Annotated in this window: 18 protein-coding genes; 16 read left to right on the top strand and 2 right to left on the bottom strand. The window is 51.0% G+C overall.

Annotation, left to right across the window (positions count from 1 at the left end; translation table 11 throughout):
* Window positions 1-12: 12 nt before the first annotated feature.
* Window positions 13-1,032: a TRAP transporter substrate-binding protein gene (locus LIZ87_RS10960; protein ID WP_227146983.1), complete on the top strand. Its 1,020-nt coding sequence runs from the start codon at window positions 13-15 to the stop codon at window positions 1,030-1,032.
* Window positions 1,033-1,094: 62 nt separating this feature from the next.
* Here LIZ87_RS10960 and LIZ87_RS10965 read toward each other — a convergent pair whose 3' ends face one another.
* A complete protein-coding gene (locus LIZ87_RS10965) occupies window positions 1,095-2,105 on the bottom strand; it encodes a LacI family DNA-binding transcriptional regulator (protein WP_178315780.1) in 1,011 nt (336 codons plus the stop codon).
* Window positions 2,106-2,274: 169 nt separating this feature from the next.
* On the opposite strand from LIZ87_RS10965, the gene rsmH reads away from it, so the two are divergent.
* Complete coding sequence (gene rsmH, locus LIZ87_RS10970; protein WP_178315782.1) at window positions 2,275-3,330, top strand: 16S rRNA (cytosine(1402)-N(4))-methyltransferase RsmH; 1,056 nt, start codon at window positions 2,275-2,277, stop codon at window positions 3,328-3,330.
* On the opposite strand, the gene LIZ87_RS10975 is transcribed toward rsmH, so the two are convergent.
* The gene (locus LIZ87_RS10975) at window positions 3,327-4,337 is read right to left on the bottom strand and encodes an AraC family transcriptional regulator (RefSeq protein WP_178315784.1); all 1,011 of its coding nucleotides are present in this window, start codon (window positions 4,335-4,337) and stop codon (window positions 3,327-3,329) included. The two genes, rsmH and LIZ87_RS10975, sit on opposite strands and share 4 nt — an antisense overlap.
* Before the next feature lie 135 nt (window positions 4,338-4,472).
* Here LIZ87_RS10975 and LIZ87_RS10980 point away from each other — a divergent pair, with 135 nt between their 5' ends.
* The 14 genes from LIZ87_RS10980 (at window position 4,473) to LIZ87_RS11045 (ending at window position 20,134) form a co-directional block, all read left to right on the top strand.
* Window positions 4,473-5,894 (top strand): alpha-glucosidase/alpha-galactosidase, encoded by a 1,422-nt coding sequence (locus LIZ87_RS10980; RefSeq protein ID WP_178315786.1) that lies wholly within the window; start codon window positions 4,473-4,475, stop codon window positions 5,892-5,894.
* A gap of 125 nt (window positions 5,895-6,019) precedes the next feature.
* Window positions 6,020-6,808 (top strand): SIMPL domain-containing protein, encoded by a 789-nt coding sequence (locus LIZ87_RS10985; protein WP_178315787.1) that lies wholly within the window; start codon window positions 6,020-6,022, stop codon window positions 6,806-6,808.
* A gap of 610 nt (window positions 6,809-7,418) precedes the next feature.
* Window positions 7,419-8,450 (top strand): Gfo/Idh/MocA family protein, encoded by a 1,032-nt coding sequence (locus tag LIZ87_RS10990; RefSeq protein ID WP_178315789.1) that lies wholly within the window; start codon window positions 7,419-7,421, stop codon window positions 8,448-8,450.
* A gap of 85 nt (window positions 8,451-8,535) precedes the next feature.
* Window positions 8,536-9,534, top strand: a complete 999-nt coding sequence (locus tag LIZ87_RS10995; protein ID WP_178315791.1) for a LacI family DNA-binding transcriptional regulator — start codon at window positions 8,536-8,538, stop codon at window positions 9,532-9,534.
* Between the two features lie 71 nt (window positions 9,535-9,605).
* Window positions 9,606-10,772 (top strand): hypothetical protein, encoded by a 1,167-nt coding sequence (locus tag LIZ87_RS11000; RefSeq protein WP_227146986.1) that lies wholly within the window; start codon window positions 9,606-9,608, stop codon window positions 10,770-10,772.
* 36 nt (window positions 10,773-10,808) lie between these two features.
* The gene (locus LIZ87_RS11005; protein ID WP_227146989.1) at window positions 10,809-11,999 is read left to right on the top strand and encodes a M20 metallopeptidase family protein; all 1,191 of its coding nucleotides are present in this window, start codon (window positions 10,809-10,811) and stop codon (window positions 11,997-11,999) included.
* Between the two features lie 73 nt (window positions 12,000-12,072).
* Window positions 12,073-13,146, top strand: coding sequence for a uroporphyrinogen decarboxylase family protein (locus LIZ87_RS11010; RefSeq protein ID WP_227146991.1), 1,074 nt, complete (start codon window positions 12,073-12,075; stop codon window positions 13,144-13,146).
* Window positions 13,147-13,368: 222 nt separating this feature from the next.
* Window positions 13,369-14,061: an N-acetylmannosamine-6-phosphate 2-epimerase gene (locus LIZ87_RS11015; protein WP_227146994.1), complete on the top strand. Its 693-nt coding sequence runs from the start codon at window positions 13,369-13,371 to the stop codon at window positions 14,059-14,061.
* Between the two features lie 72 nt (window positions 14,062-14,133).
* Window positions 14,134-15,015 carry a carbohydrate ABC transporter permease gene (locus LIZ87_RS11020; RefSeq protein WP_178315633.1) on the top strand — a complete coding sequence of 294 codons (882 nt, stop codon included), beginning with the start codon at window positions 14,134-14,136 and terminating at the stop codon, window positions 15,013-15,015.
* 21 nt (window positions 15,016-15,036) lie between these two features.
* On the top strand, window positions 15,037-15,867 hold the full coding sequence (locus LIZ87_RS11025) for a carbohydrate ABC transporter permease (RefSeq protein ID WP_178315635.1): 831 nt from the start codon (window positions 15,037-15,039) through the stop codon (window positions 15,865-15,867).
* Between the two features lie 53 nt (window positions 15,868-15,920).
* A complete protein-coding gene (locus LIZ87_RS11030) occupies window positions 15,921-17,264 on the top strand; it encodes an ABC transporter substrate-binding protein (protein ID WP_227146997.1) in 1,344 nt (447 codons plus the stop codon).
* A 4-nt stretch (window positions 17,265-17,268) separates the two neighbouring features.
* Window positions 17,269-18,243 (top strand): NAD(P)-dependent oxidoreductase, encoded by a 975-nt coding sequence (locus LIZ87_RS11035; RefSeq protein WP_178313169.1) that lies wholly within the window; start codon window positions 17,269-17,271, stop codon window positions 18,241-18,243.
* A 55-nt stretch (window positions 18,244-18,298) separates the two neighbouring features.
* Window positions 18,299-19,213, top strand: coding sequence for a dihydrodipicolinate synthase family protein (locus LIZ87_RS11040; protein ID WP_178313170.1), 915 nt, complete (start codon window positions 18,299-18,301; stop codon window positions 19,211-19,213).
* A gap of 36 nt (window positions 19,214-19,249) precedes the next feature.
* Window positions 19,250-20,134, top strand: a complete 885-nt coding sequence (locus LIZ87_RS11045; protein WP_227147000.1) for an ROK family protein — start codon at window positions 19,250-19,252, stop codon at window positions 20,132-20,134.
* Window positions 20,135-20,162: the final 28 nt, after the last annotated feature.

A 20,162-nucleotide genomic window follows, 5' to 3' on the forward strand; every position in this document is an offset into this window, starting at 1 on the left:
GGGAGGAGCATTTTGAAAAATACCATGTTGATAGGGGCTGCGGCTGCTTTTGTGATGGCTGGCTTCGTGGCCGGATATATATTGCTGGGGAGAAAGACAGAGATAAAGGATGAGATAGAACCGGAGATCGTCCTCTGCTATGGGGAGGTGAACACGGAAGGCCATATTATGATCGATTCGGCCAATTTTTTTGCTGACAGGGTAAAGGAACTCACCGGCGGCAAGGTGGTGGTGGATATCTACCCATCAGGCCAGCTGGGAGATGATACAAGGTGCTACCGGTCCATGGAAATGGGAGCCCTGGATCTTTACCGGGGAAATGGTGCATCCCTTGTGGAGTGTGGAAATCCCATGATCTCTGTGCTGGCCCTGCCCTATATTTTCCGGGACAGGGAGCATTTCTGGACCGTGTGCAACAGCGAGTTGGGAGAGGAGATCCTGGATAATATCGGGGAATGTACCGGGATGATAGGGCTGGCCTATCTGGACGAGGGAGCGAGAAATTTTTTTACCACAAAAAAACCTGTCAGGAAGCTGGAGGATATGAAGGGCTTAAAGATCCGTGTACAGATGACCAGCATGATGGAGGATACGGTGGATGCTCTGGGGGCGGAGGCGCTGCCCATTGCCTATGTGGAGCTGTATACGGCGCTGGAGTCGGGGATCGTGGACGGTGCGGAAAATCCTCCGGTGAGTTATTATTACAACAAATTTTATGAAGCCGCACCCTATTATGTGAAGGATGGCCATACCTATACGCCGGGAGTGATCCTGGTGAGCAAGCTTACCTGGGGCAACCTGAAAAAGGAGTACCAGGATGCGCTTTTGCAGGCAGCCAAGGAGACTCAGGAGTATAACAGGAAGGCCATTGATACGGCAGACAGGAAGGCCTATGCAGCCCTGGAGAGGGCAGGAGTAACGATCCTGGAGCCGGAAGATCCGGAAGAGTGGGGAAAGGCGATGGGGCCTGTCTATGAAAAGTACAGTGCCCAGTATCTGGATCTGATCGAAGAGGTCCGGCAGATGAAATAGATTTTTAAATACCGCCATGCGGGAGCGAAAACCTCCTGCATGGCGGTATTTGACAGATTGGATCAATCCAGATTCCGATTGCGTACAGAGTTGCGTATCATGAGAGAAGCTTTGAGTATTGGCATCTCCTGCCCCTCTCCTGTTTCAATATAGTGGTGGATGAAGGCTACAGCCTGGGAAGCGATCTGCTTGACGGGAACACTGACCGTAGAAAGGGGAGGCGTCACAAAGTTTGCCATCACGCAGTCATCGTAGCCAAAGACAGACAAATGCTCCGGTATCCGCAGGCCCAGAATGTAGCAGGCGCGGTAGATGTTGAAGGCTGTCATATCGTTGCAGGCAAAGATGGCCTCCGGGCGGCCCGGCTTTTGCAGGAACTGAAGGATGCGGGCGGGCGTCCTTCCTGTATCCTCAGGATTGACATCAAACATCACATTGCCGGGATCGCAGTCAAGCCCGTGTTCCTCCATGGCTGCCAGCATCCCTTCGTAGCGGTCGCGGTAGGTGGAGTTGTCAAAGCTCTGGAAAATGCCGCCAATGTGCTTGTGACCCAGCTTTATCATGTAATCCACTGCATCGTGGGCAGCTGTTTTATTGTCCATCTGGAGGCAGTGCTCCACATCGTCCTCAAAATACCGGTTTAAATACACATAAGGGATGTTGTATTCAGCCAGCTTCATGATATGTGCGTGTTCGCCGCTGGTGGGAGTGATGATGACCCCGGCAATGTCCATACCGATCAGATTGTCAACGATCTGCTTCTCCTTCTCCAGGTTATATTCCGTATTGTTCAGATAGATGATGTAGCCTTTTTCCGTGGCATAGGCTTCCAGATATTTTTCCAGCTTTGGGTAATAGATATTTGTCAGGGAAGGCAGGATCAGGGCAAGAGTCTGGCGGCGTCCTGTTTTCAAGTTGACAGCCAGGGCATTGGGCCGGTAGCCCAGCTCTTCCACAGCAGCCATGATCTTCTGCTTTGTCTCTTCCTTCAGATACCCTTTTCCAGAAAGAGCGCGGGAAACGGTACACACAGAGTAACCGCATTTTTTTGCAACATCCTTGATCGTTGCCACAGCCCGCTCACCTCCTTGAAAAAATTTGCCAAAAAGACAATTATATCTATTGTAAAGGTTTTTTATAGTAAAGTCAAAATGAAAACGGAAAAATAGCGTAGAAAAATAAGAAGGAAAATGATATGATAAAACCCAGAACATTTTCCCTGAAAGAAAAGGAGGATTTTCCATGGAACAGCAGGAAAAGCAGGAGCAGCACAAGCGGCGGGTCAGGTATAAGGGAACCCACCCAAAGACCTATAAGGAAAAGTATAAGGAGCTCCAGCCGGAGAAGTACGCAGATACCGTTGAGCATGTGATCAAAAAAGGCAGCACGCCGGCGGGAATGCATCTGTCCATCTGTGTGAAGGAGATCCTGGAATTCCTTCAGATAAAGCCGGGCCAGGTGGGCCTGGACGCCACTCTGGGATATGGGGGCCACACGAAGGAAATGTTAAAATGCCTGGAGGGCAGGGGACATCTCTATGCCCTGGATGTGGATACCATTGAAATGGAAAAGACGAGAAAGCGCCTTCTGGAGCAGGGCTTTGGCCCGGAGATCCTGACCATACGCCATCTGAACTTTGCAGATATGGACCAGGTGGCAGAGGAGGCAGGCGGCTTTGACTTTGTGCTGGCTGACCTGGGGGTGTCCTCCATGCAGATCGATAACCCGGACAGGGGATTTACCTATAAGTTTGAGGGACCTTTGGATCTGCGGCTGGATCCGTCCAGGGGAGTGACTGCGGCGGAGCGCTTAAAGGAGGTGTCCTTTGAGGAGCTTACGGGCATGCTGGTTGAAAATTCAGATGAGCCCTATGCAGAGGAGATCGCCAGGGCAGTCCTGAAAGAGCAGAAGGACGGCAGGGATATTTCCACCACCACAAGGCTGAAAGAGGTGATCGAGAAAGCCCTTTCCTTCCTTCCGGCTTCCGAGCAGAAGGAGGCAGTGAAGAAGTCCTGCCAGAGGACCTTCCAGGCCCTGCGCATTGATGTGAACAGCGAGTTCGAGGTGCTCTATGCTTTCCTGGAAAAGCTTCCCGGAGTGTTAAAGCCAGGGGGACGGGCAGCTATCCTCACCTTTCATTCCGGGGAGGACAGGCTGGTGAAAAAATCTTTTAAGCAGCTGAAGAAGGAGGGCCTTTACAGCGAAGTGGCGGAGGATGTTATCCGCCCCTCCGCAGAGGAGTGCGCGAGGAACAGCAGGGCAAAGTCAACGAAGATGAGGTGGGCTGTGAAGGCCTAAATATCTGGTTCCATTGGGCTTGTGAGGCTGCGCCCGGACAGAGCAAAGCTGTGCCGTTTACGCGGAGCTTTGATGGCAGGAAGGCCTGGACGGCAGTATCCGGATTCAGGAACATTATCAGAGGGCAGTACAGAAACAGGCTCCAGCCTGTGGCTGTACTGCTTTCTGAATTGTAAGGGGGAGGTCTGGGTGTAGGACCGGAATACGCGTTCAAAATAGGTAATGGTGTCGTAGCCTACCAGGCCGGAGATCTCCGTAATGCTCTTGCCGTCTGACAGGAGCAGGCGGCGGGCCTCCCGTATACGGCAGAGGTTCATGTACTCCACCACGGTAAAGCCGGTGGCCTCCTTGAAGATGCGGCTTAAATAGGATTTATTTACAAAAAAACGATCTGCCAGAGCTGCCAGGGATATGTCCTCGCTGTAATGGCTGGTGATGTAGGAGGCGACCTCGTCCACCTTGCGGTGCTTTGGGGAGGAGGATAAGGGGGCATGGACAGAGGGAGAACCCTGAGAGGACAGGCTGCGTTCAAGGTAGATGAACAGCTGTGAGAGAAGGCATAGGGCCATGTGGAAATAGCCGGTCTTCTTTCCTGAGAGCTCCCCTGCCAGCTCACGGAGCAATCCCTCGATCAGATCCTGTCCCTCTTCATCCAGCTGGACAACGCCCCGGTGCTCTTTGAAGAAGTCCTCCAGGGAAAGCTCTCCTGTAAAGGCAAGAAAGCTGTTTAGTGCTTCCTCAGTGAGCCCGATGAGAATACGGTCATGGGCTGCCGAGCCAGCCTGGCTGGTCTTATGTATCTGGTTCTTGTCAATGAGCACAAGGCCGCCCTTCCGCACATGGTAGGTCCGGCTGTCAATAAAATAATACCGCTCCCCCTCTGCCAGATAATAGATCTCATATTCGCTGTGGAGGTGCTTGACCGCCATGGTAAAGCCTGCTTCCCGGCGGATACGATCAATGGTAATGCCGGGAGCCCTTTCGCTGTAGATGATATTTTCTAACATTTTCCTAAATAGTTCCTCTCAGATAAAAAGTCAAAATCGTTTGAAATTCTCAAAAATAAATCAAGATATTATAAGACAATTATACAATATTAAGCTACAATGTCCAGTAGATAGAACATAAAAGGAGATGGCAAGATGAAGTATGAGAGTGAACATATCACAGATTCAGTGATCGCCTATATCGGCGGAGGCTCCAGGGGCTGGGCCTGGACATTTATGACGGATCTGGCGCTGGAGCCCTCTATGGGAGGTGTGATCCGTCTTTATGATATTGACCGAAAGGCCGCAGAGGTCAATGAGGTCATCGGAAACCATATAAAGGAGCGCCGTGAGGCAGTGGGAAAATGGAGTTACGAGACTGCAGGGAGCCTGAAGGAGGCCCTTACCGGAGCGGATTTTGTAGTGATCTCCATCCTGCCTGGAACCTTTGATGAGATGGCGGTGGATGTCCATATGCCGGAGCGTCTGGGCATTTACCAGTCCGTGGGTGATACATCGGGGCCGGGAGGAATGATGAGGGGGCTGCGCACAGTGCCCATGTTTGTGGAGATCGCAAAGGCCATAAGGGAGTATGCGCCAAAGGCCTGGGTCATCAACTATACAAACCCCATGTCCCTGTGTGTGAAGACCTTATATCATGTATATCCGGAGATCAAGGCCTTTGGCTGCTGCCATGAAGTATTTGGAACACAGAAAGTGCTAAAGGGCATACTGGAGGATACCACGGGACTTCATGAGGTAAACAGAAGAGATATCCATGTAAATGTACTGGGGATCAATCATTTTACATGGTTTGATGAGGCGTCCTACAAGGGGATCGATCTCTTCCCCATTTACAGGGCCTACATAGAGGAGCATTTTGAGGAGGGCTATGCAGAGAGGGATACCAACTGGGCCAATGCCTGCTTTGCTTGCGCTCACAGAGTCAAATTTGACCTGTTTTGCCGCTATGGGCTGATCGCCGCAGCAGGTGACAGGCACCTGGCGGAGTTCATGCCGGGGGATGAGTATCTGAAGGATGAGGAGACTGTAAATAGCTGGAAATTCGGCCTTACCTCTGTGGACTGGCGCAAGGAGGACTTAAAACGCCGCCTGGAAAAGAGCAGAAGGCTGCTTACAGGCGAAGAGGAGGTAGAGCTTAAGCCCACAGGAGAGGAAGGCATCCTTCTCATCAAGGCGCTCTGCGGCCTGGGGCGTGAGGTGAGCAATGTGAACATCCCCAATACCTGGCTTCAGATCCCGAACCTTCCTGAGGATGCGGTGGTGGAGACAAACGCTGTCTTTGACAGAGATTCCATCCGCCCCGTGATAGCAGGAAGGCTGCCGGAGAACATCCGTGCCCTCGTGCTGCCCCATGTGGAAAATCATGAGCGGATCTTAAGGGCTGCCCTCACAGGAGACAGGGAGCTGGCGGCAGAGGCATTTATGGAGGATCCGCAGGTGAAGGCCAGGGGATGCAGCAGAGAAGAGGTGGAGAGCCTGGTCTGCGATATGCTTGAGGGCACCAGGGCTTACCTGCCGGAGTATTGGTGGAGCCAGGCCGCCCTTGTCCGCTGAGGGGAAGTAAGAAAGAAGCAATAAATATTAAGAATTACGTCCATTGTCTTTCCTATACATCCTTGTTATACTGGGAGATAAAGAAGACCCGGTGAGTAAGCATTACCAGTCAAAGGAGGAACGGTATGGAAGAGAGACAAAAGGGGCCGGAGCAGGGCGGAGGACTTAGCGGGCTGCGTCCCATTCTGATCGCGCTGATCGCAGGCATAAGCGCCATTATCTGCGTCAGCATTTTTATTCAGGGGATCGTGAGCTATAAGAAGACAGGAGGCGGCAGCGGCATCACAGCCACAGGCTCAGCCAGCTGTGATTTTGAGTCGGATCTGATCGTATGGAGGGGAAGCTTTTCCGTTCATGGAAGCACTCCGAAGGAGGCCTACGAGGTCATCAAGAAGGATGCGGAGCTGGTGCGCCAGTACCTGGCTGAGAATAAGGTCGGGGAGGATGAGATGGTATTCAGCTCTGTGAGCATTTACCAGAATTATACTTCACGCTATGACGATGAGGGAAAATATCTGGGAGAGGAGCCGGATGGCTATGACCTGACACAGAGCCTTACGGTTTCCTCCTACGATGTAGATAAGGTGGAAAATATTTCCAGGGATATCACAAAGCTGATTGAGTCCGGTGTAGAGTTTGAGTCCTCTCAGCCGGAGTATTACTATACAAAGCTGGATGAGATGAAGCTGGACCTGATCGAGAAGGCCACAGCCAATGCAAAGGAGCGCATTGATATTGTGGCTGAGGGCTCCGGGGCAAAGGCAGGGAAGCTTTTGACCGCCAGCCTGGGTGTGTTCCAGATCACTGCAACCAATTCAGGCACAGAATCCTACAGCTACGGAGGCGCCTTCAACACCAGTTCCAGGTATAAGACGGCTTCCATCACGGTAAAGCTGAATTTTACAGCGGAGTAGGGAGAAAAGCTGCTCGCAATTTGAGCTTCCGCATTTTGCGCTGCGGCTGCCGGGAGAACGGCTGACGCTCCGGTTTCGGACATAAGAAGCACTAAGACATCTGTTTTTTCCTATAAGCCAGAGCCACATCAAAGCAACTCGCTGCGCTCAAACAATCATTGATGTGGCTCTGAACGGAAAAACCAGCTGTCTAAGAGCTTCTAATGTCCTGCAAAGTCGCTCCAGCCGTTCTCCCGGCAGCCGCGGCGCAAAATGCGGAAACTCAAGGCTCCGAAGGATTGCATGTCAGTAAAAAATCATATATAATAAAATCACCATACCGGTTCTGGGAGGAGTGGGGCAATGAGCCCTATAGCTGGTGTCTAAGCGCAAACACATACAACATCCCTTAGGAACACGCAGCTGCCGGTATGGTATTTTTATGCCCTCAGGATGGACGGCCTGAAGAGGTGTAAAATTTTTCAGAAAGTGATTGACAAACCGCAGAAATGTGATAGAATAAAAAACAAGAGTTACACGCGTAACTCCAATATTTTAGACAGTTGGTTACACGCGTAACCGTGACGAGCAAGGAAGGGCAGGTTAAGAGAAAAATAGGAGGTAAGAAAGGATGGAAAAAAAGGAAAAGGTCCGCATCGGGATCATTGGATGCGGGCAGATCGTAAGGCTGCGCCATGCACCGGAGATGGCAGCCTTAAGTGACGGGGAGATCGCAGGCTTTTACGACTTTGTCCCGGAGCATGCAAGGGAACTGGCAGAGAAGTACGGCGGCAAAGTATATGACAGCTATGAGGACATGTTAAAGGATGAGACAGTGGATGGAGTGATCATCTGCACCTCCAACAACAGCCATGCCCCCATATCGGTAGAGGCTCTCAAGCATGACAAGTGCGTTCTCTGTGAGAAGCCCATGTGCGTTTCCCTTGAGGAGGCAGAGGAGATCCTGAAGGCAGAGAAGGAGAGCAAGGGCTTTTACATGGCTGCCCACAACCAGCGTTTCAGTCTGGGCCACAGAAAGGCAAGGGAGATCATTGAGAGCGGGATCATGGGAAAGGTGCTGTCCTTTAAATGCACCCTGGCTCATCCGGGCCCGGAGCGCTACAGCATCAACCGCTCCAGCTCCACCTGGTATCTGAAAAAGTCCGCATCGGGCCTGGGCTGTATATCTGATCTGGGAATACATAAATGCGATGTGTTAAGCTACATGCTTGGGGAGCGTTTTGTGAGCGTGGGAGCATTTGCAGGCACCAGGGATAAGAAGGATGAGAACGGGAACTACGTGGATATCAAGGACAACGCTGTCTGCATCTTAAAGACAGAGAGCGGCATTCTGGGATCCCTGCTCCTCTCCTACACCAACTACGGCGGAAGGATGGAGAACGGAGAAGTGATCTACTGTGAAAAAGGCGTCATAAGAGCACAGTACTACCCGGATTGTGTTCTGGAGGTAAAGTTTGATGAGGGAGAAACCATCCGTTACATGAATAAAGAGAACCCCACATCAGGCGTGCCGGAGGCCTTTGTAAAGGCCATTGCTGCCGGAGGAGAGTCACCGGTGAAGTCAGAGGCAGCACAGGAAGCTATGAAGGTGGTCTGCGCCATCGCAGAGTCAGCCGATACAGGAAAAATCATTGAGCTGTAGTGACCTCCTCCTTTCCTTTTAGGCAGGCCGGTGATAAAATATCCTTAAAGAGCAGAGCGCTCAGAGATGAAACGGAGGAAGCTGGATGTCAAAAAGGAAGGAAGTGGCCCTGGCTGCAGGCGTATCCGAGGCCACTGTATCACATGTAATAAATGGAACAAAATATGTCAGCCCGGAGCTCACCATGAGGGTGAGAAAGGCTATCGAGGAAAAGGGCTACCGCTTAAATCAGGCTGCCCGCTGCCTGGCAACGAACCGCAGCGGCCACCTGGCCCTGATCGTCAACAACCTGAAGAACCCCCGGTATGCGGAGGTGGCCGAGGCCATGCAGGAGGAGGCCAGGGCAAAGGGCTACATTGTTTCCACCATAGATATCAACCTGTTCAATTTTACGGAGGACGCTGTCTTTGACCTGATCTCCAGAAATGTTGACGGCCTGTTTTTGGCCACCTATATTGACAGCATGGAGCCGGCCATAAAGAGGGCCTGCGAAGGCGGAATCAAGGTCATTTCAGGCAATCCTGAGTTCGGGCACATCCTGGACGTGAGCTACAGGAAGGCCATTGTGGATATGGTGAAATGCCTGGCAGAGCTGGGACATGAGCGGATCGCGTTCCTAAGCGGCTATTCCACAAAGGAGAGTAAGCACACAAAGTACGGAGATTTCTGCGAAGCCCTTAGGGTCCAGGGACTTCCTTTAATCCGGGAGCTGATCGTAGAGGGAGAGCCGCCCTATATCGCTGATTTGGATGCGGGCTATCACAGCATGAAAGAGCTTCTTGGCCGCACCAGGGACTTTACAGCCGTATTTGCGGTGAATGACCTGGTTGCCATTGGAGCCATGAAGGCCCTGAGGGAGCAGGGACTCCGGATACCGGAGGATATATCCGTGGTGGGCTGTGATGATATCCAGTTTGCGTCCTATATGGAGCCGGCCCTGGCCACCATCCGCATTCCCAAAGGGGAGATGGGAATGCTGGCAACGGATATGCTGTATGACATATTGAACGGGAATACATGTGAGGATACGGTACTGACCGCTGCCTTTCAGACAGGGGCAAGTATTGCGAAGCATCCGGCATAAACATGCCAGCGGCGCGTTTGCCGGATCAGAAAAAGAGGGAGGTTGCTGCAAGAGAATAGGAGGAAAATGGAATGAAGCCCATTTATGCAGCAACGATTGTTTTATTAGCATTTGCAGTTGGTGAATACGTAAACGTAAAGTCAAAGGCCAGACTTTCTGCGATCCTGACGACGACCATCGTTCTGGTGGCCATGTTCTGGCTGGGGATGCCCAGGGAGATCATGACAGTCACCGGTTTTGCCACAGTAGCAAATACATTGTACGGACTTACCATGGTAAACATGGGAACCATGGTGAAAATTGATGATATGATCAGCCAGTGGAAGACACTGCTTATCGGCTTTGCCTCTGTCTGCGCCATCTGTTTCCTGGTGGTGTTTGCGGGCCCGCTGGTGATCGACAGGAGATTCGCTGTCTGCGGCGCTCCTGTAGTAGCAGGAGGCATGCCTGTTTACCTGATGGTGAAGGAGATCGCAGAGGCCAATGACTTTGTGGAAGGAGGCATTTTCGGATTGTTAGTGCTTCTCACACAGTCTCTTGTGGGCCTGCCTATCAGCTCCATCATTTTGAGAAAGCTCTGTAAGGATCTCCTTGACCAGCCGGAGCTCTTAAACGGACCTGCCCAGGATTTTGACTTCAAGAAAAAGGAGAGCAAGCCAATTTTCCGTCCAATGCCTCAGGAGCTGTGCAAGCCTGTGGTATTCCTGGCAAAGGGAGCGCTGCTCACCAGCCTTGCAACCTTTTTGTCCTCTCTCACAGGGGGAGCGATCCACTATATGATCTTCTGCCTGCTTTTAGGCATCATATTCGGACAGCTGGGCTTTATTGAGAAGGAGTATTTCCAGAAGGCAAACGGCTTTGGCCTTATGATGTTCATGGTACTGGCAATGTGCTTTGGATCCCTTCCGGATCTCACTCCGCAGATGCTGCTATCCCTGATCGTTCCGTGGTTTGTGGTGTTCGGCCTGGGACTGGTAGCCATTGCGATCATCACCTTTGTGCTGAGCAAGGTGCTCAAAATGCCTTATCCCATGGCCTTTGTCATTGGCCTTACTGCCCTTTACGGCTTCCCAGGAACCTACGTTATCTCCAATGAGGTATCAGAGGCAGTGGGACGCACGGACGAGGAGAGAAAAGCGCTTTTGGATTACCTGCTGCCAAAGATGCTGGTAGCCGGATTCTCCACCATCACCATTTCCTCTCTGCTGGTAGTGGGCTTCGTCCTTCCCTTCTTTTAAAATGGGAAAGAACACAGGGAAGGAGGCTGTGAGACAGTGGAAGATTACGTATTAGAAGCAGAGAAGATCGAAGAACAGATCATAGGATGGTACCGTCATTTTCATGAGAATCCTGAGCTGGGTTTTCACGAAAAGGATACGGCGGACACCATTGCAGATATCCTGTCGGGCTTTGAAGGGATAACCGTGACAAGGCCCTGTAAAACAGGCGTTATGGGCGTCTTAAAGGGCAGTTTTCCGGGGCGGACAGTGGCCTTTCGGGCAGATATCGATGCCCTTCCCATTGAGGAGCAGGCAGATGTGCCCTATAGGTCCAAAAGGCCGGGAGTCATGCATGCCTGCGGCCATGACGGTCACGCAGCAATGCTCTTAGGTGCGGCAAAGCTGCTGTCAGAGAGAAAAGACATATTGGCGGGCGAGGTGCGCTTTTTGTTCCAGCCTGCGGAGGAGGTCCTTCCCGGCGGAGCCGCAGATATGGTAAAGGGCGGAGTATTGGAGGGAGTGGATCTGATCCTGGGAGCTCATCTGGATGTGCTCTACCCGGTCAATTCCTTTGGCCTTCACGGGGGCGCGCTCATGGCCTCCAGCTCTACTTTTCAGATCGAAATAGAGGGAAAAGGCGGCCATGCAGCCTTTCCGTATCAGACAGTGGATACGGTCTACATTGCAGCTAAGATCATTGAGGCTGTCCAGGGCGTGGTGACAAGGAATGTAAGCGCCACCGACAGGGCTATTGTCACCATCACCCAGCTTCAGGGAAGCAGCGCTCCCAATATCATTCCCCAGAAGGTAGTTCTGGGAGGCACCATACGGGTGCTGGATAAGGGATGCGAGGAGATCTTAAAAAAACGCCTGAAGGAAGTGGTGGAGGGCTGCTGCGCCACCTGGGGAGCAGTGGGAAGGATCGAGATATCCACCGGCACCCTTGTCCTTGAAAACCCGGCGGAGCTGGTGGAAAAGGTCAAGGAGTCTATTAAGAAATGCCGGGGGGCAGAGATCTATGAGGACACCCCTGTGCTGGGAGGAGAGGATTTCTCCGTCTATCTCCAGCACGTGCCGGGCTTCTATTATAAGGTAGGGGCAAGGCCGGAGAATGGGGAGGTCTATCCACACCACCATGCCTGCTTCCATATCAGCCTAAAGGCTCTGGCAAAGGGAACGGCAGCCTGCGCAGCGCTTATCACAGATGCCCTGAAAAACTGGGAGGAAAACGTAAAAAGTAAATAAATTGCGTACATAGAACCTTAATAACTCCGCAGTCTGCGGGAATATTATTATAAATGAAAAGGAGATTTCTATCATGACACATAAGGAAAGATTACAAGCAGTAGTAGAAGGAAAGAAGACAGACAGGCCTGCATTTGCAGCTTGGGGCCCCCATATGAACCTGATCGACCGCAATGCAAAGGACTTTGCAGAGGCCACCATCCAGTACCAGAATACATACCAGTTTGATTTCATCAAGCTGATGCCAAACGGCATGTACTTCACAGAAGATTTTGGCCAGCAGTTAAAGCCCGCAGAGCACATTTTTGACGATACCTGGATGAATGTGGAGAAAAGTGCAATAAAAGATCCTCATGAGTGGGCAAAGCTTAAAATGCCTGATATCAAAAAGGGTGCCCTGGCAAGAGAGATCGAGGTCTGCAAGCGGGTAAATGATTATTTCCAGGGAGAGGTGCCGGTGCTGGCAACCGTATTCAGCCCCTATATCTGGATGGGAGAGATGACAGGAGGATTTTTCCACCCGGAGACCATCATTGCCCATTTCACCTACTCTGAAAAGTATACACGCCCGGCTCTTGAGATGATCGCTGAGACAAATGCCCGCCTGATGGAGGCCTTTGTGGACGCCGGAGCAGCAGGCTTCTTCCTGGGCTATCAGTGCGGCATGGCAAAGCTCATGGGCAAGGAGATGTTTGACGAGTATGCAAGAAAGTATGATGTGATGAATATTGAGGCAGTGAAGGACAGGACCTGGTTCAATATGGCTCACATCTGCCACGGCGATGCAGAGACCAGCGAATGGTTCTTAGATTATCCGGTAGATGCCTTTAACTGGGCAGACCAGGAGGAGGGACAGCACTCCATCGCCGAGATGAGAAAGCTGACAGACAAGGTTCTGGTAGGCGGACTGAACCACGCCAACGGCCGCAGCTACCACGACCTGGCAGGAAGATACCTTCCATCCTCTGACTTTGCAGGTTCTAACAGAGAGGTGATCAAGGCACGCATTACCAGAAAGGTAAAAGCAGCCTTAGAGGCCGGCGGCCCGAAGACCGTGATCTCCGGCGGCTGCGGCTGGTCCGAGGGCTCCCTTCCGAGATTCGGACTGTGGAGAGAGGTTATGGAGGAGATCGGCCAGGAGGCATAAGTGCAGAGCGTAAGCTTGAAACTAGAATAAATTTCAAAAATAGCATTGATAAATTAAAATAATTTCAAAAAAGTAAATAGTTTAACTAAAATAGCCATATATAAGATGTGATATATGGCTATTTTTGACAATATTTTTGAAAAAATTTTATAAATATATAATTTATATTGAAAAAGTATTCAAAACGGTGTATGCTTTGGATAAGAAAAGGAGAGAGCGCATATGAAAGCAAACATTGAAGGATTAAAAGGAGAACTGATCGTCTCCTGCCAGGCACTTCCACACGAGCCCCTTCATTCCTCTTACATCATGAGCAGAATGGCGGTTGCTGCCATGGAAGGAGGGGCAAAGGGAATCAGGGCCAACACGAAGGAGGACATCAAGGCAATCCAGGAGGAGACAGACCTTCCGATCATTGGGATTGTAAAGCGAGATTATGATGACAGCAGAGTGTATATCACTCCCACCATGAAGGAGGTGGATGAACTCATGGAGGTAAAGCCGGAGATCATTGCACTGGACGCCACAGGAGCCTTAAGGCCTGGCGGAGTGGAGTTAAAGACCTTTGTGGAGCAGATCCGCAGCGCATATCCCGGACAGCTTTTGATGGCCGACTGCTCCACCGTAGAGCAGGCACAGTACGCAGATCAGATCGGATTTGATTTTATTGGGACTACGCTGGTAGGATATACGGAGGAAAGCCGGGGAGACAGGATCGAGGAAGATGATTTTAAGATCATAAGGGAGATCTTAAGCACAGTAAAGCATCCTGTGATCGCGGAAGGGAACATCGACACACCTGCAAAAGCAAAACGGGTGAAGGAGCTGGGGGTATTCAGCATTGTTGTGGGTTCGATCATCACGCGTCCGCAGCTGATTACAAAGGCCTTTGTGAATGCGATCGAAGAAGGATAGAAAACTGCCGCCTGCCATCGGCAGCAGTTTTACGGAAATAAGGGCGAAGACAAATTGAGAGGGGAGGATCCTATGTTAAATGAAAAGAGGGAGAACAGATTTGCTTATCTTGTAAATGCTCCCATGATGGTATACCTGTGCTGCGTTCTGGTGTTTCCCATGATCTGGGGGCTCTATATGAGCTTTACGAATAAGACCATCGGAAATCCGGCAGAATTTATTGGGTTCAGCAACTATATCAAGTTGCTGGGAGATCCGGAGTACAGAAGGTCGATCCTGAACACGATTTTCTTTACGGCTGTATCCATCGGGGTGAAAACAGTGCTGGGAATGCTCATGGCCCTGGCTTTAAACCAGCCCTTTGGGGGAAGAAATCTTGTGCGGGCATTGCTCATGATCCCCTGGACTCTCCCGAATATTGTAGTCGTTTACAACTGGCGGTGGATCTTCAATTCTACAGGAGGGATCGCTAATCATATTTTGAAATCCCTGAACCTGATATCCTCCAATATCATTTGGTTCGGCTCCGCCGGGCTTGCCATGTTTACGATCATTGTGGCAAATGTGTGGAGGGGAACGCCGTTTTTCGGAATCTCCATTTTGGCAAAGCTGCAGACAATACCGAAGGATTACTATGAGGCTGCTGAGATCGACGGAGCGGGAATGTGGCAGAAGTTCCGCCACATTACTCTGCCGGAAGTAAAGGATGTCACCATCCTGTCTGCCCTGATGAGTACCATCTGGACTATCAATGAGTTTGAGACCGTATGGCTTCTGACCGGAGGCGGACCAAATGGAACAACACAGGTCATGAATGTGTACAGCTATAAAACAGCAATGCGCAGCATGATGCTGGGAAGAGGTATTGCGGTGGCGGTTCTGGCTATGCCCGTTTTAATGATCATTATCAGTATGCTAACACGCCGGATGCTTCCGGGGGACGATAAAAACTAAATGGAAGGGAGGAATCGTTGTATGAAATCAAAAATCAAAACAGGACTGATAGCAAAAGCGTACATTGCCCTCTGCCTGGTCTCTGCGCTGTTTCCGATCTACTGGATGCTCAATACATCCTTTAAAACGGATGCAGAGATCTACGGGAAGGTGCCTACCCTGATTCCCCATGTGCCTACATTATCCGCATACGCATACCTGTTTACAAAGACGACCTTTCTGCCCAGCATGAAGAACAGCTTGGTGATTGCAGTATCTGTTTCTGTATTTTCCGTGCTGCTTGCCTATCCGGTTGCGTATACTCTGGCACGGTTAAAGTTTAAGGGGCGGAAATTCTTTTCAAAGTCCGTATTGTTTATGTATCTGTTGCCCACGACTGTACTATATATCCCGCTCTACATGCTGGTATCGAAGCTGCATCTGACAAATACCATCTGGGGACTGATCGTGATTTATCCTACATTTACTCTGCCCTATGTGGCGTGGATCCTGATCCCTCATGTTGCCTCTGTTCCCCAGGAGTTAGAGGAAGCGGCAAGGGTGGACGGCTGTTCCAGATTTGGGATCATGTACCAGATCGTTCTGCCGCTGGTGCTTCCGGGGCTCATCTCCACAACGATCTTTGCTTTTGCCATGTGTTGGGGCGAATACATGTACGCACTGGTAAATCTGACCTCCAGCAGGGTACAGACCTTCCCACTTGTGATCTCTGGCCTGATCTATGGAGATATGCCGCCGTGGAACCAGCTCATGGCAGGAGGCGTGCTGGCGGGGATACCGGTCATCCTCATCTATATGATCGCATCCAGCAGGCTTGTGGGCGGAGCCACAGACGGCGGCGTGAAAGGGTAACAACAGAAAAGAACAAAGCGGTTATTTATATTAATAAAAGAGGAGGACATAACATGAAGAAATGGTTTTTGACGGCACTTGCAGGAACAGTAGCGCTCTCTCTGGCAGCATGCGGCAGCCCTGGAACAACATCAGGCGGCGAGGGGGCTTCCCAGGCTGCGGGAGAAAATGGGGAGAAATCCATCACCATATGGGTGGAAAAGATCTTCAGCGATGAAGCCAATGCCAAGATGGAGGAACGTCTGAAGCAATATGAGCAGGAAAAGAATGTGAAGGTCAATTGCGAGATGGTTCCTGCCACGGATTTTGTCACAAAGCTGAATGCAGCCATTGAAGCTGGCCAGAATGTGCCGGATATCATCTCAGCAGATACCACAAAGGTGTTGAATTATTATCCCAACATCCCCTGTGTGGATGTGACAGACTTGGTAAATGAGATCCATGGAAGCCGCCCCTATCTGGAAGCCAGCTATGAGGGCACAAAGATCGAAGGAAACTATTATTACGTTCCCTTCTACAGTTCATCCTCGCTGATGTTTGTGCGAAAGGATAAGCTGGAGGCAGCAGGCATCACGGAAATGCCTGATACCTGGGAGAAGGTATTTGCAGCGGCAGAGAAAGTCAGTGATCCTGACAATGATTTCTACGGATTGGCCATCGGCTGCGGTGAGAACGACGATGATGATGAGAATACCTTCCGGCAGTACATGTGGAATGAAGGAGGCTATCTCTTTGACGAGGAGGGAAATATTACCGCAGATGTAAAGGTCCAGGCAGCCTTTGACAAATATGCTGAGCTCTATGCGGCAAAGGTTGTTCCTCCGGATGCTACGACCTGGGATGCAGGCGGAAACAATTCCTCCTATCTGGCCGGTCGCACGGCAATCTGCTTCAATGCACCTACGCTGTACAATGCCTTGCGCTCCGATGAGCAGTACGCAGAGCTGCTTGCCAATACTATTGTCATGGCTCCCCCGGCAGGAAGTGACAACAGCGTCTTTATGAACTTTAACAGAGGTTTTGCAATCATGAATACCTGCGGGGATCAGGAGCTTGCCAGTGACGTGATCTCTTATCTGACAGATAAGACCTGGTATGATTCTTATATGGAAGGAATTGCCCCCATATTTGCCCCCGTTTTTGAGGATGCAAAGGAAAATAAAACATGGACAGACGATCCTGCAAATGCAGCAGCTCTGGCATATGTACAGGATGCATCCGGCTATTACGGCTACCCTGTGAAGACGATCAAGGGGCGCACAGTTGCCGCAAAGCATTATTTTACCTATCCATTTGTAAAGGCAGCTAATCAGGTGGCGACAGGGACCACATCTTCCGAGGAAGCAGTGAAGCGCATGGTATCGGCAATCGAAGATTTTAAAGATCAGGTGAGGTGATAGTATGAAAACGAGAATATGGCTGAATCTGGATCCCCAGAAGGTGGATGTCAGTTATCTGTACCAGAAATTTGACGAGATGGGCTGCAGCTTTGAGGCGGAGGCCATACCAGGCAATGATCCAAAGCTTTTAGTGGAAAAGGCAAAAAACGTGGATGTGGTGCTGGCGACCATGGAGCCGTGGAATGAAGAAACTCTGGGAGCTGTAAAAGGCCAGGTGCGTTTTATCCAGAAGTATGGTACAGGAGTGGACTCGGTAGACCTGCGGGCAGCCGGTAAAAACGGCATACCCGTGGCAAACATACCGGGGGAAAATGCTCCCGCTGTTGCAGAGGTGGCCATGCTGCACATCCTGAATCTGGGAAGGCGTTTTTCACACTGCGTACAGGGCTGCAGGGAGGGCGTATGGCCCTCCACCATTACCGGCAATGAGCTGGACGGCAAGACAGTGGGACTTGCAGGCTATGGAAGAATAGCAAGGAACCTTGCCAGGATGATGTCCGGCTTTTCCGTAGATATCATTGCCTACGATCCCTTTGTGAAGGAGGCAGCGCCGGGGCAGAAGGTAAGATTTGTGGAAAGCTTGGAGGAATTATTTGAGCAGAGTGATATTGTGAGCCTTCACATGCCTTATGGTCCGTCCACAGCAGGCATCATCAACAAGTCGCTGTTTGACCGCATGAAGGATGGAGCCTACTTTGTTAACACCTGCCGGGGCGGAGTGGTAAATGAGCCTGATCTGGTTGAGGCCTTGAAGAATGGAAAGCTAGCAGGAGCCGGACTGGATGTCCTGACAGCAGAGCCGCCGAAGACGGATGAGCCGCTATTGCATATGGAAAACGTGTATGTTACCTCCCACATGGGCGCAGCCTCATTGGAGAGTGAACACCGTTCCCAGGTCTTCATGGCCGATAATGTAGCTGCCTTTTTGGCAGGAAAGCTCCCGGATAGTGTGAGAAACAAGGAATTTTTGAAATAAACCTGCATGCGCCCATTCGGCGGCAGGACTTTTATAGTAAAAGGAGAAAATAAAAATGAATACAGAGAAGTTTAAGGGAGTATTCCCGGCATTTTATGCTTGCTATGATGACAATGGTGAGATCAGTCCGGAGCGCACAAGGCTGCTGGCAAGACATCTGCTTCACAAGGGAGTGAAGGGCCTGTATGTGGGCGGTTCCTCCGGCGAATGCATTTACCAGAGCGTTGCAGACCGGAAGAAGACGCTGGAGAACGTGATGGCAGAGGTAAAGGGCAAGCTGACGATCATCGCCCATGTAGCCTGCAACAATACAAAGGACAGCTGCGAGCTGGCAGCCCATGCAGAGGAACTGGGAGTAGACGCGATCGCAGCGATCCCGCCCATTTACTTCCATTTGCCGGAATATGCGATCGCAGAATACTGGAACGATATCTCTGCGGCAGCCCCGAACACCCCTTTTGTGATCTACAATATCCCACAGCTGGCAGGCACAACGCTGACAATGCCCCTTTACAGGAAAATGCTGAAAAACCCCTGTGTGCTCGGCGTGAAAAATTCCTCCATGGCTACCCAGGATATCCAGATGTTCAAGAGCGAAGGCGGGGAAGGCCACATTATATTCAATGGGCCTGATGAGCAGTTTATCAGCGGACGCGCCATGGGCGCAGACGGCGGGATCGGAGGAACCTATGCCGTGATGCCGGAGCTGTTCCTCAAGATGGATGAGCTGTTCAAAGAGGGCAGGATGGAGGAGGCCTTAAAGCTCCAGAATACCGCCAACGCGATCATCTATAAAATGTGTGAGGCCCATGGAAACCTGTATGCGGTCATGAAGGAGATACTCCGGATGAATGAGAAGGTGGATATCGGAGGCATCCGCAAGCCGTTGCCAGCCCTGGTACCAGAGGACATGGCAGTTGTGAAGGAAGCTGCAGAGATGATTCGCACCGCTATTGCAGGGTTATCTTAAGCATCCTGTGTGATATACGGGAGACAGGTACAGCCTATGGGAAAATATGTATGCATCGATATCGGCGGAACTGCCATCAAGTACGGCCTGCTTGATGAACATGCAGCTCTGCTGGAGCAAAAGGAGAGGCCTACAGAGGCCATGCTTGGCGGGCAGGCAGTGTTGGAAAAGGTAAAGGAGACCGCAGGACAATACTGTCAGGCAGGCGGAGTGGAGGGAATCTGCATTTCCACCACAGGAATGGTTGATCCATACCGCGGATCGATCCTCTATGCCAATGAAAATATGCCCGCCTATCAGGGAATCTGCCTAAAGGAAGAAATGGAACATGCCTTCGGCGTTCCCTGCGAGGTGGAAAATGACGTCAATTGTGCAGGACTGGCGGAGTATTGGAACGGAGCTGCAAAGGAGTGCGACAATGTTCTCTGTCTTACAGTGGGAACAGGGATTGGAGCCTGCGCGATCCTTAACGGCAAATTGCTGCGTGGGGCATCCTTCAGCGCCTGTGAGGTTGGGTATATGGATATGGGCGGGGCAGCCTTTGAGGAGGTTGCCTCCACAACCGCTCTTGTGAGACAGGTGGCAAAGAAAAAGCATGAGGAAATATTCTGCTGGAATGGAAAAAAAATCTTTGAATACGCTGAAAAAGGTGATAAAATCTGTTTAGAAGCGCTTGCAAAAATGGCAGACTGGCTGGGCCGGGGAATCGCAAATATCTGCTATGTCCTGAATCCGGAGGTAGTGGTTCTGGGCGGCGGAGTGATGCAGAGGGAGAGCATTCTGACTTCCCATGTCCGCGGTGCGGTAAACCGCCATCTCCTTCCCGTGATCTCGTCCAATATGCGGATCGAACTGGCCCATCACCATAATATGGCAGGTATGCTCGGCGCTTGGTATTATTATAAAACGATGCACCCTTAGAGGATTGGGAAAAGCGCAGGAGGCAGAC

Source organism: Lacrimispora sp. 210928-DFI.3.58 (assembly GCF_020554865.1).
GTDB lineage: Bacteria > Bacillota > Clostridia > Lachnospirales > Lachnospiraceae > Enterocloster.

Excerpts from the sequence above, each read along its gene's own strand:
- rsmH (WP_178315782.1), top strand. The coding sequence starts at position 2,275 with ATGGAACAGCAGGAAAAGCAGGAGCAGCACAAGCGGCGGGTCAGGTAT.
- LIZ87_RS10975 (WP_178315784.1), bottom strand. The coding sequence starts at position 4,337 with ATGTTAGAAAATATCATCTACAGCGAAAGGGCTCCCGGCATTACCATT.
- LIZ87_RS10980 (WP_178315786.1), top strand. The coding sequence starts at position 4,473 with ATGAAGTATGAGAGTGAACATATCACAGATTCAGTGATCGCCTATATC.
- LIZ87_RS10985 (WP_178315787.1), top strand. The coding sequence starts at position 6,020 with ATGGAAGAGAGACAAAAGGGGCCGGAGCAGGGCGGAGGACTTAGCGGG.
- LIZ87_RS10990 (WP_178315789.1), top strand. The coding sequence starts at position 7,419 with ATGGAAAAAAAGGAAAAGGTCCGCATCGGGATCATTGGATGCGGGCAG.
- LIZ87_RS10995 (WP_178315791.1), top strand. The coding sequence starts at position 8,536 with ATGTCAAAAAGGAAGGAAGTGGCCCTGGCTGCAGGCGTATCCGAGGCC.
- LIZ87_RS11000 (WP_227146986.1), top strand. The coding sequence starts at position 9,606 with ATGAAGCCCATTTATGCAGCAACGATTGTTTTATTAGCATTTGCAGTT.
- LIZ87_RS11010 (WP_227146991.1), top strand. The coding sequence starts at position 12,073 with ATGACACATAAGGAAAGATTACAAGCAGTAGTAGAAGGAAAGAAGACA.
- LIZ87_RS11015 (WP_227146994.1), top strand. The coding sequence starts at position 13,369 with ATGAAAGCAAACATTGAAGGATTAAAAGGAGAACTGATCGTCTCCTGC.
- LIZ87_RS11020 (WP_178315633.1), top strand. The coding sequence starts at position 14,134 with ATGTTAAATGAAAAGAGGGAGAACAGATTTGCTTATCTTGTAAATGCT.
- LIZ87_RS11025 (WP_178315635.1), top strand. The coding sequence starts at position 15,037 with ATGAAATCAAAAATCAAAACAGGACTGATAGCAAAAGCGTACATTGCC.
- LIZ87_RS11030 (WP_227146997.1), top strand. The coding sequence starts at position 15,921 with ATGAAGAAATGGTTTTTGACGGCACTTGCAGGAACAGTAGCGCTCTCT.
- LIZ87_RS11035 (WP_178313169.1), top strand. The coding sequence starts at position 17,269 with ATGAAAACGAGAATATGGCTGAATCTGGATCCCCAGAAGGTGGATGTC.
- LIZ87_RS11040 (WP_178313170.1), top strand. The coding sequence starts at position 18,299 with ATGAATACAGAGAAGTTTAAGGGAGTATTCCCGGCATTTTATGCTTGC.
- LIZ87_RS11045 (WP_227147000.1), top strand. The coding sequence starts at position 19,250 with ATGGGAAAATATGTATGCATCGATATCGGCGGAACTGCCATCAAGTAC.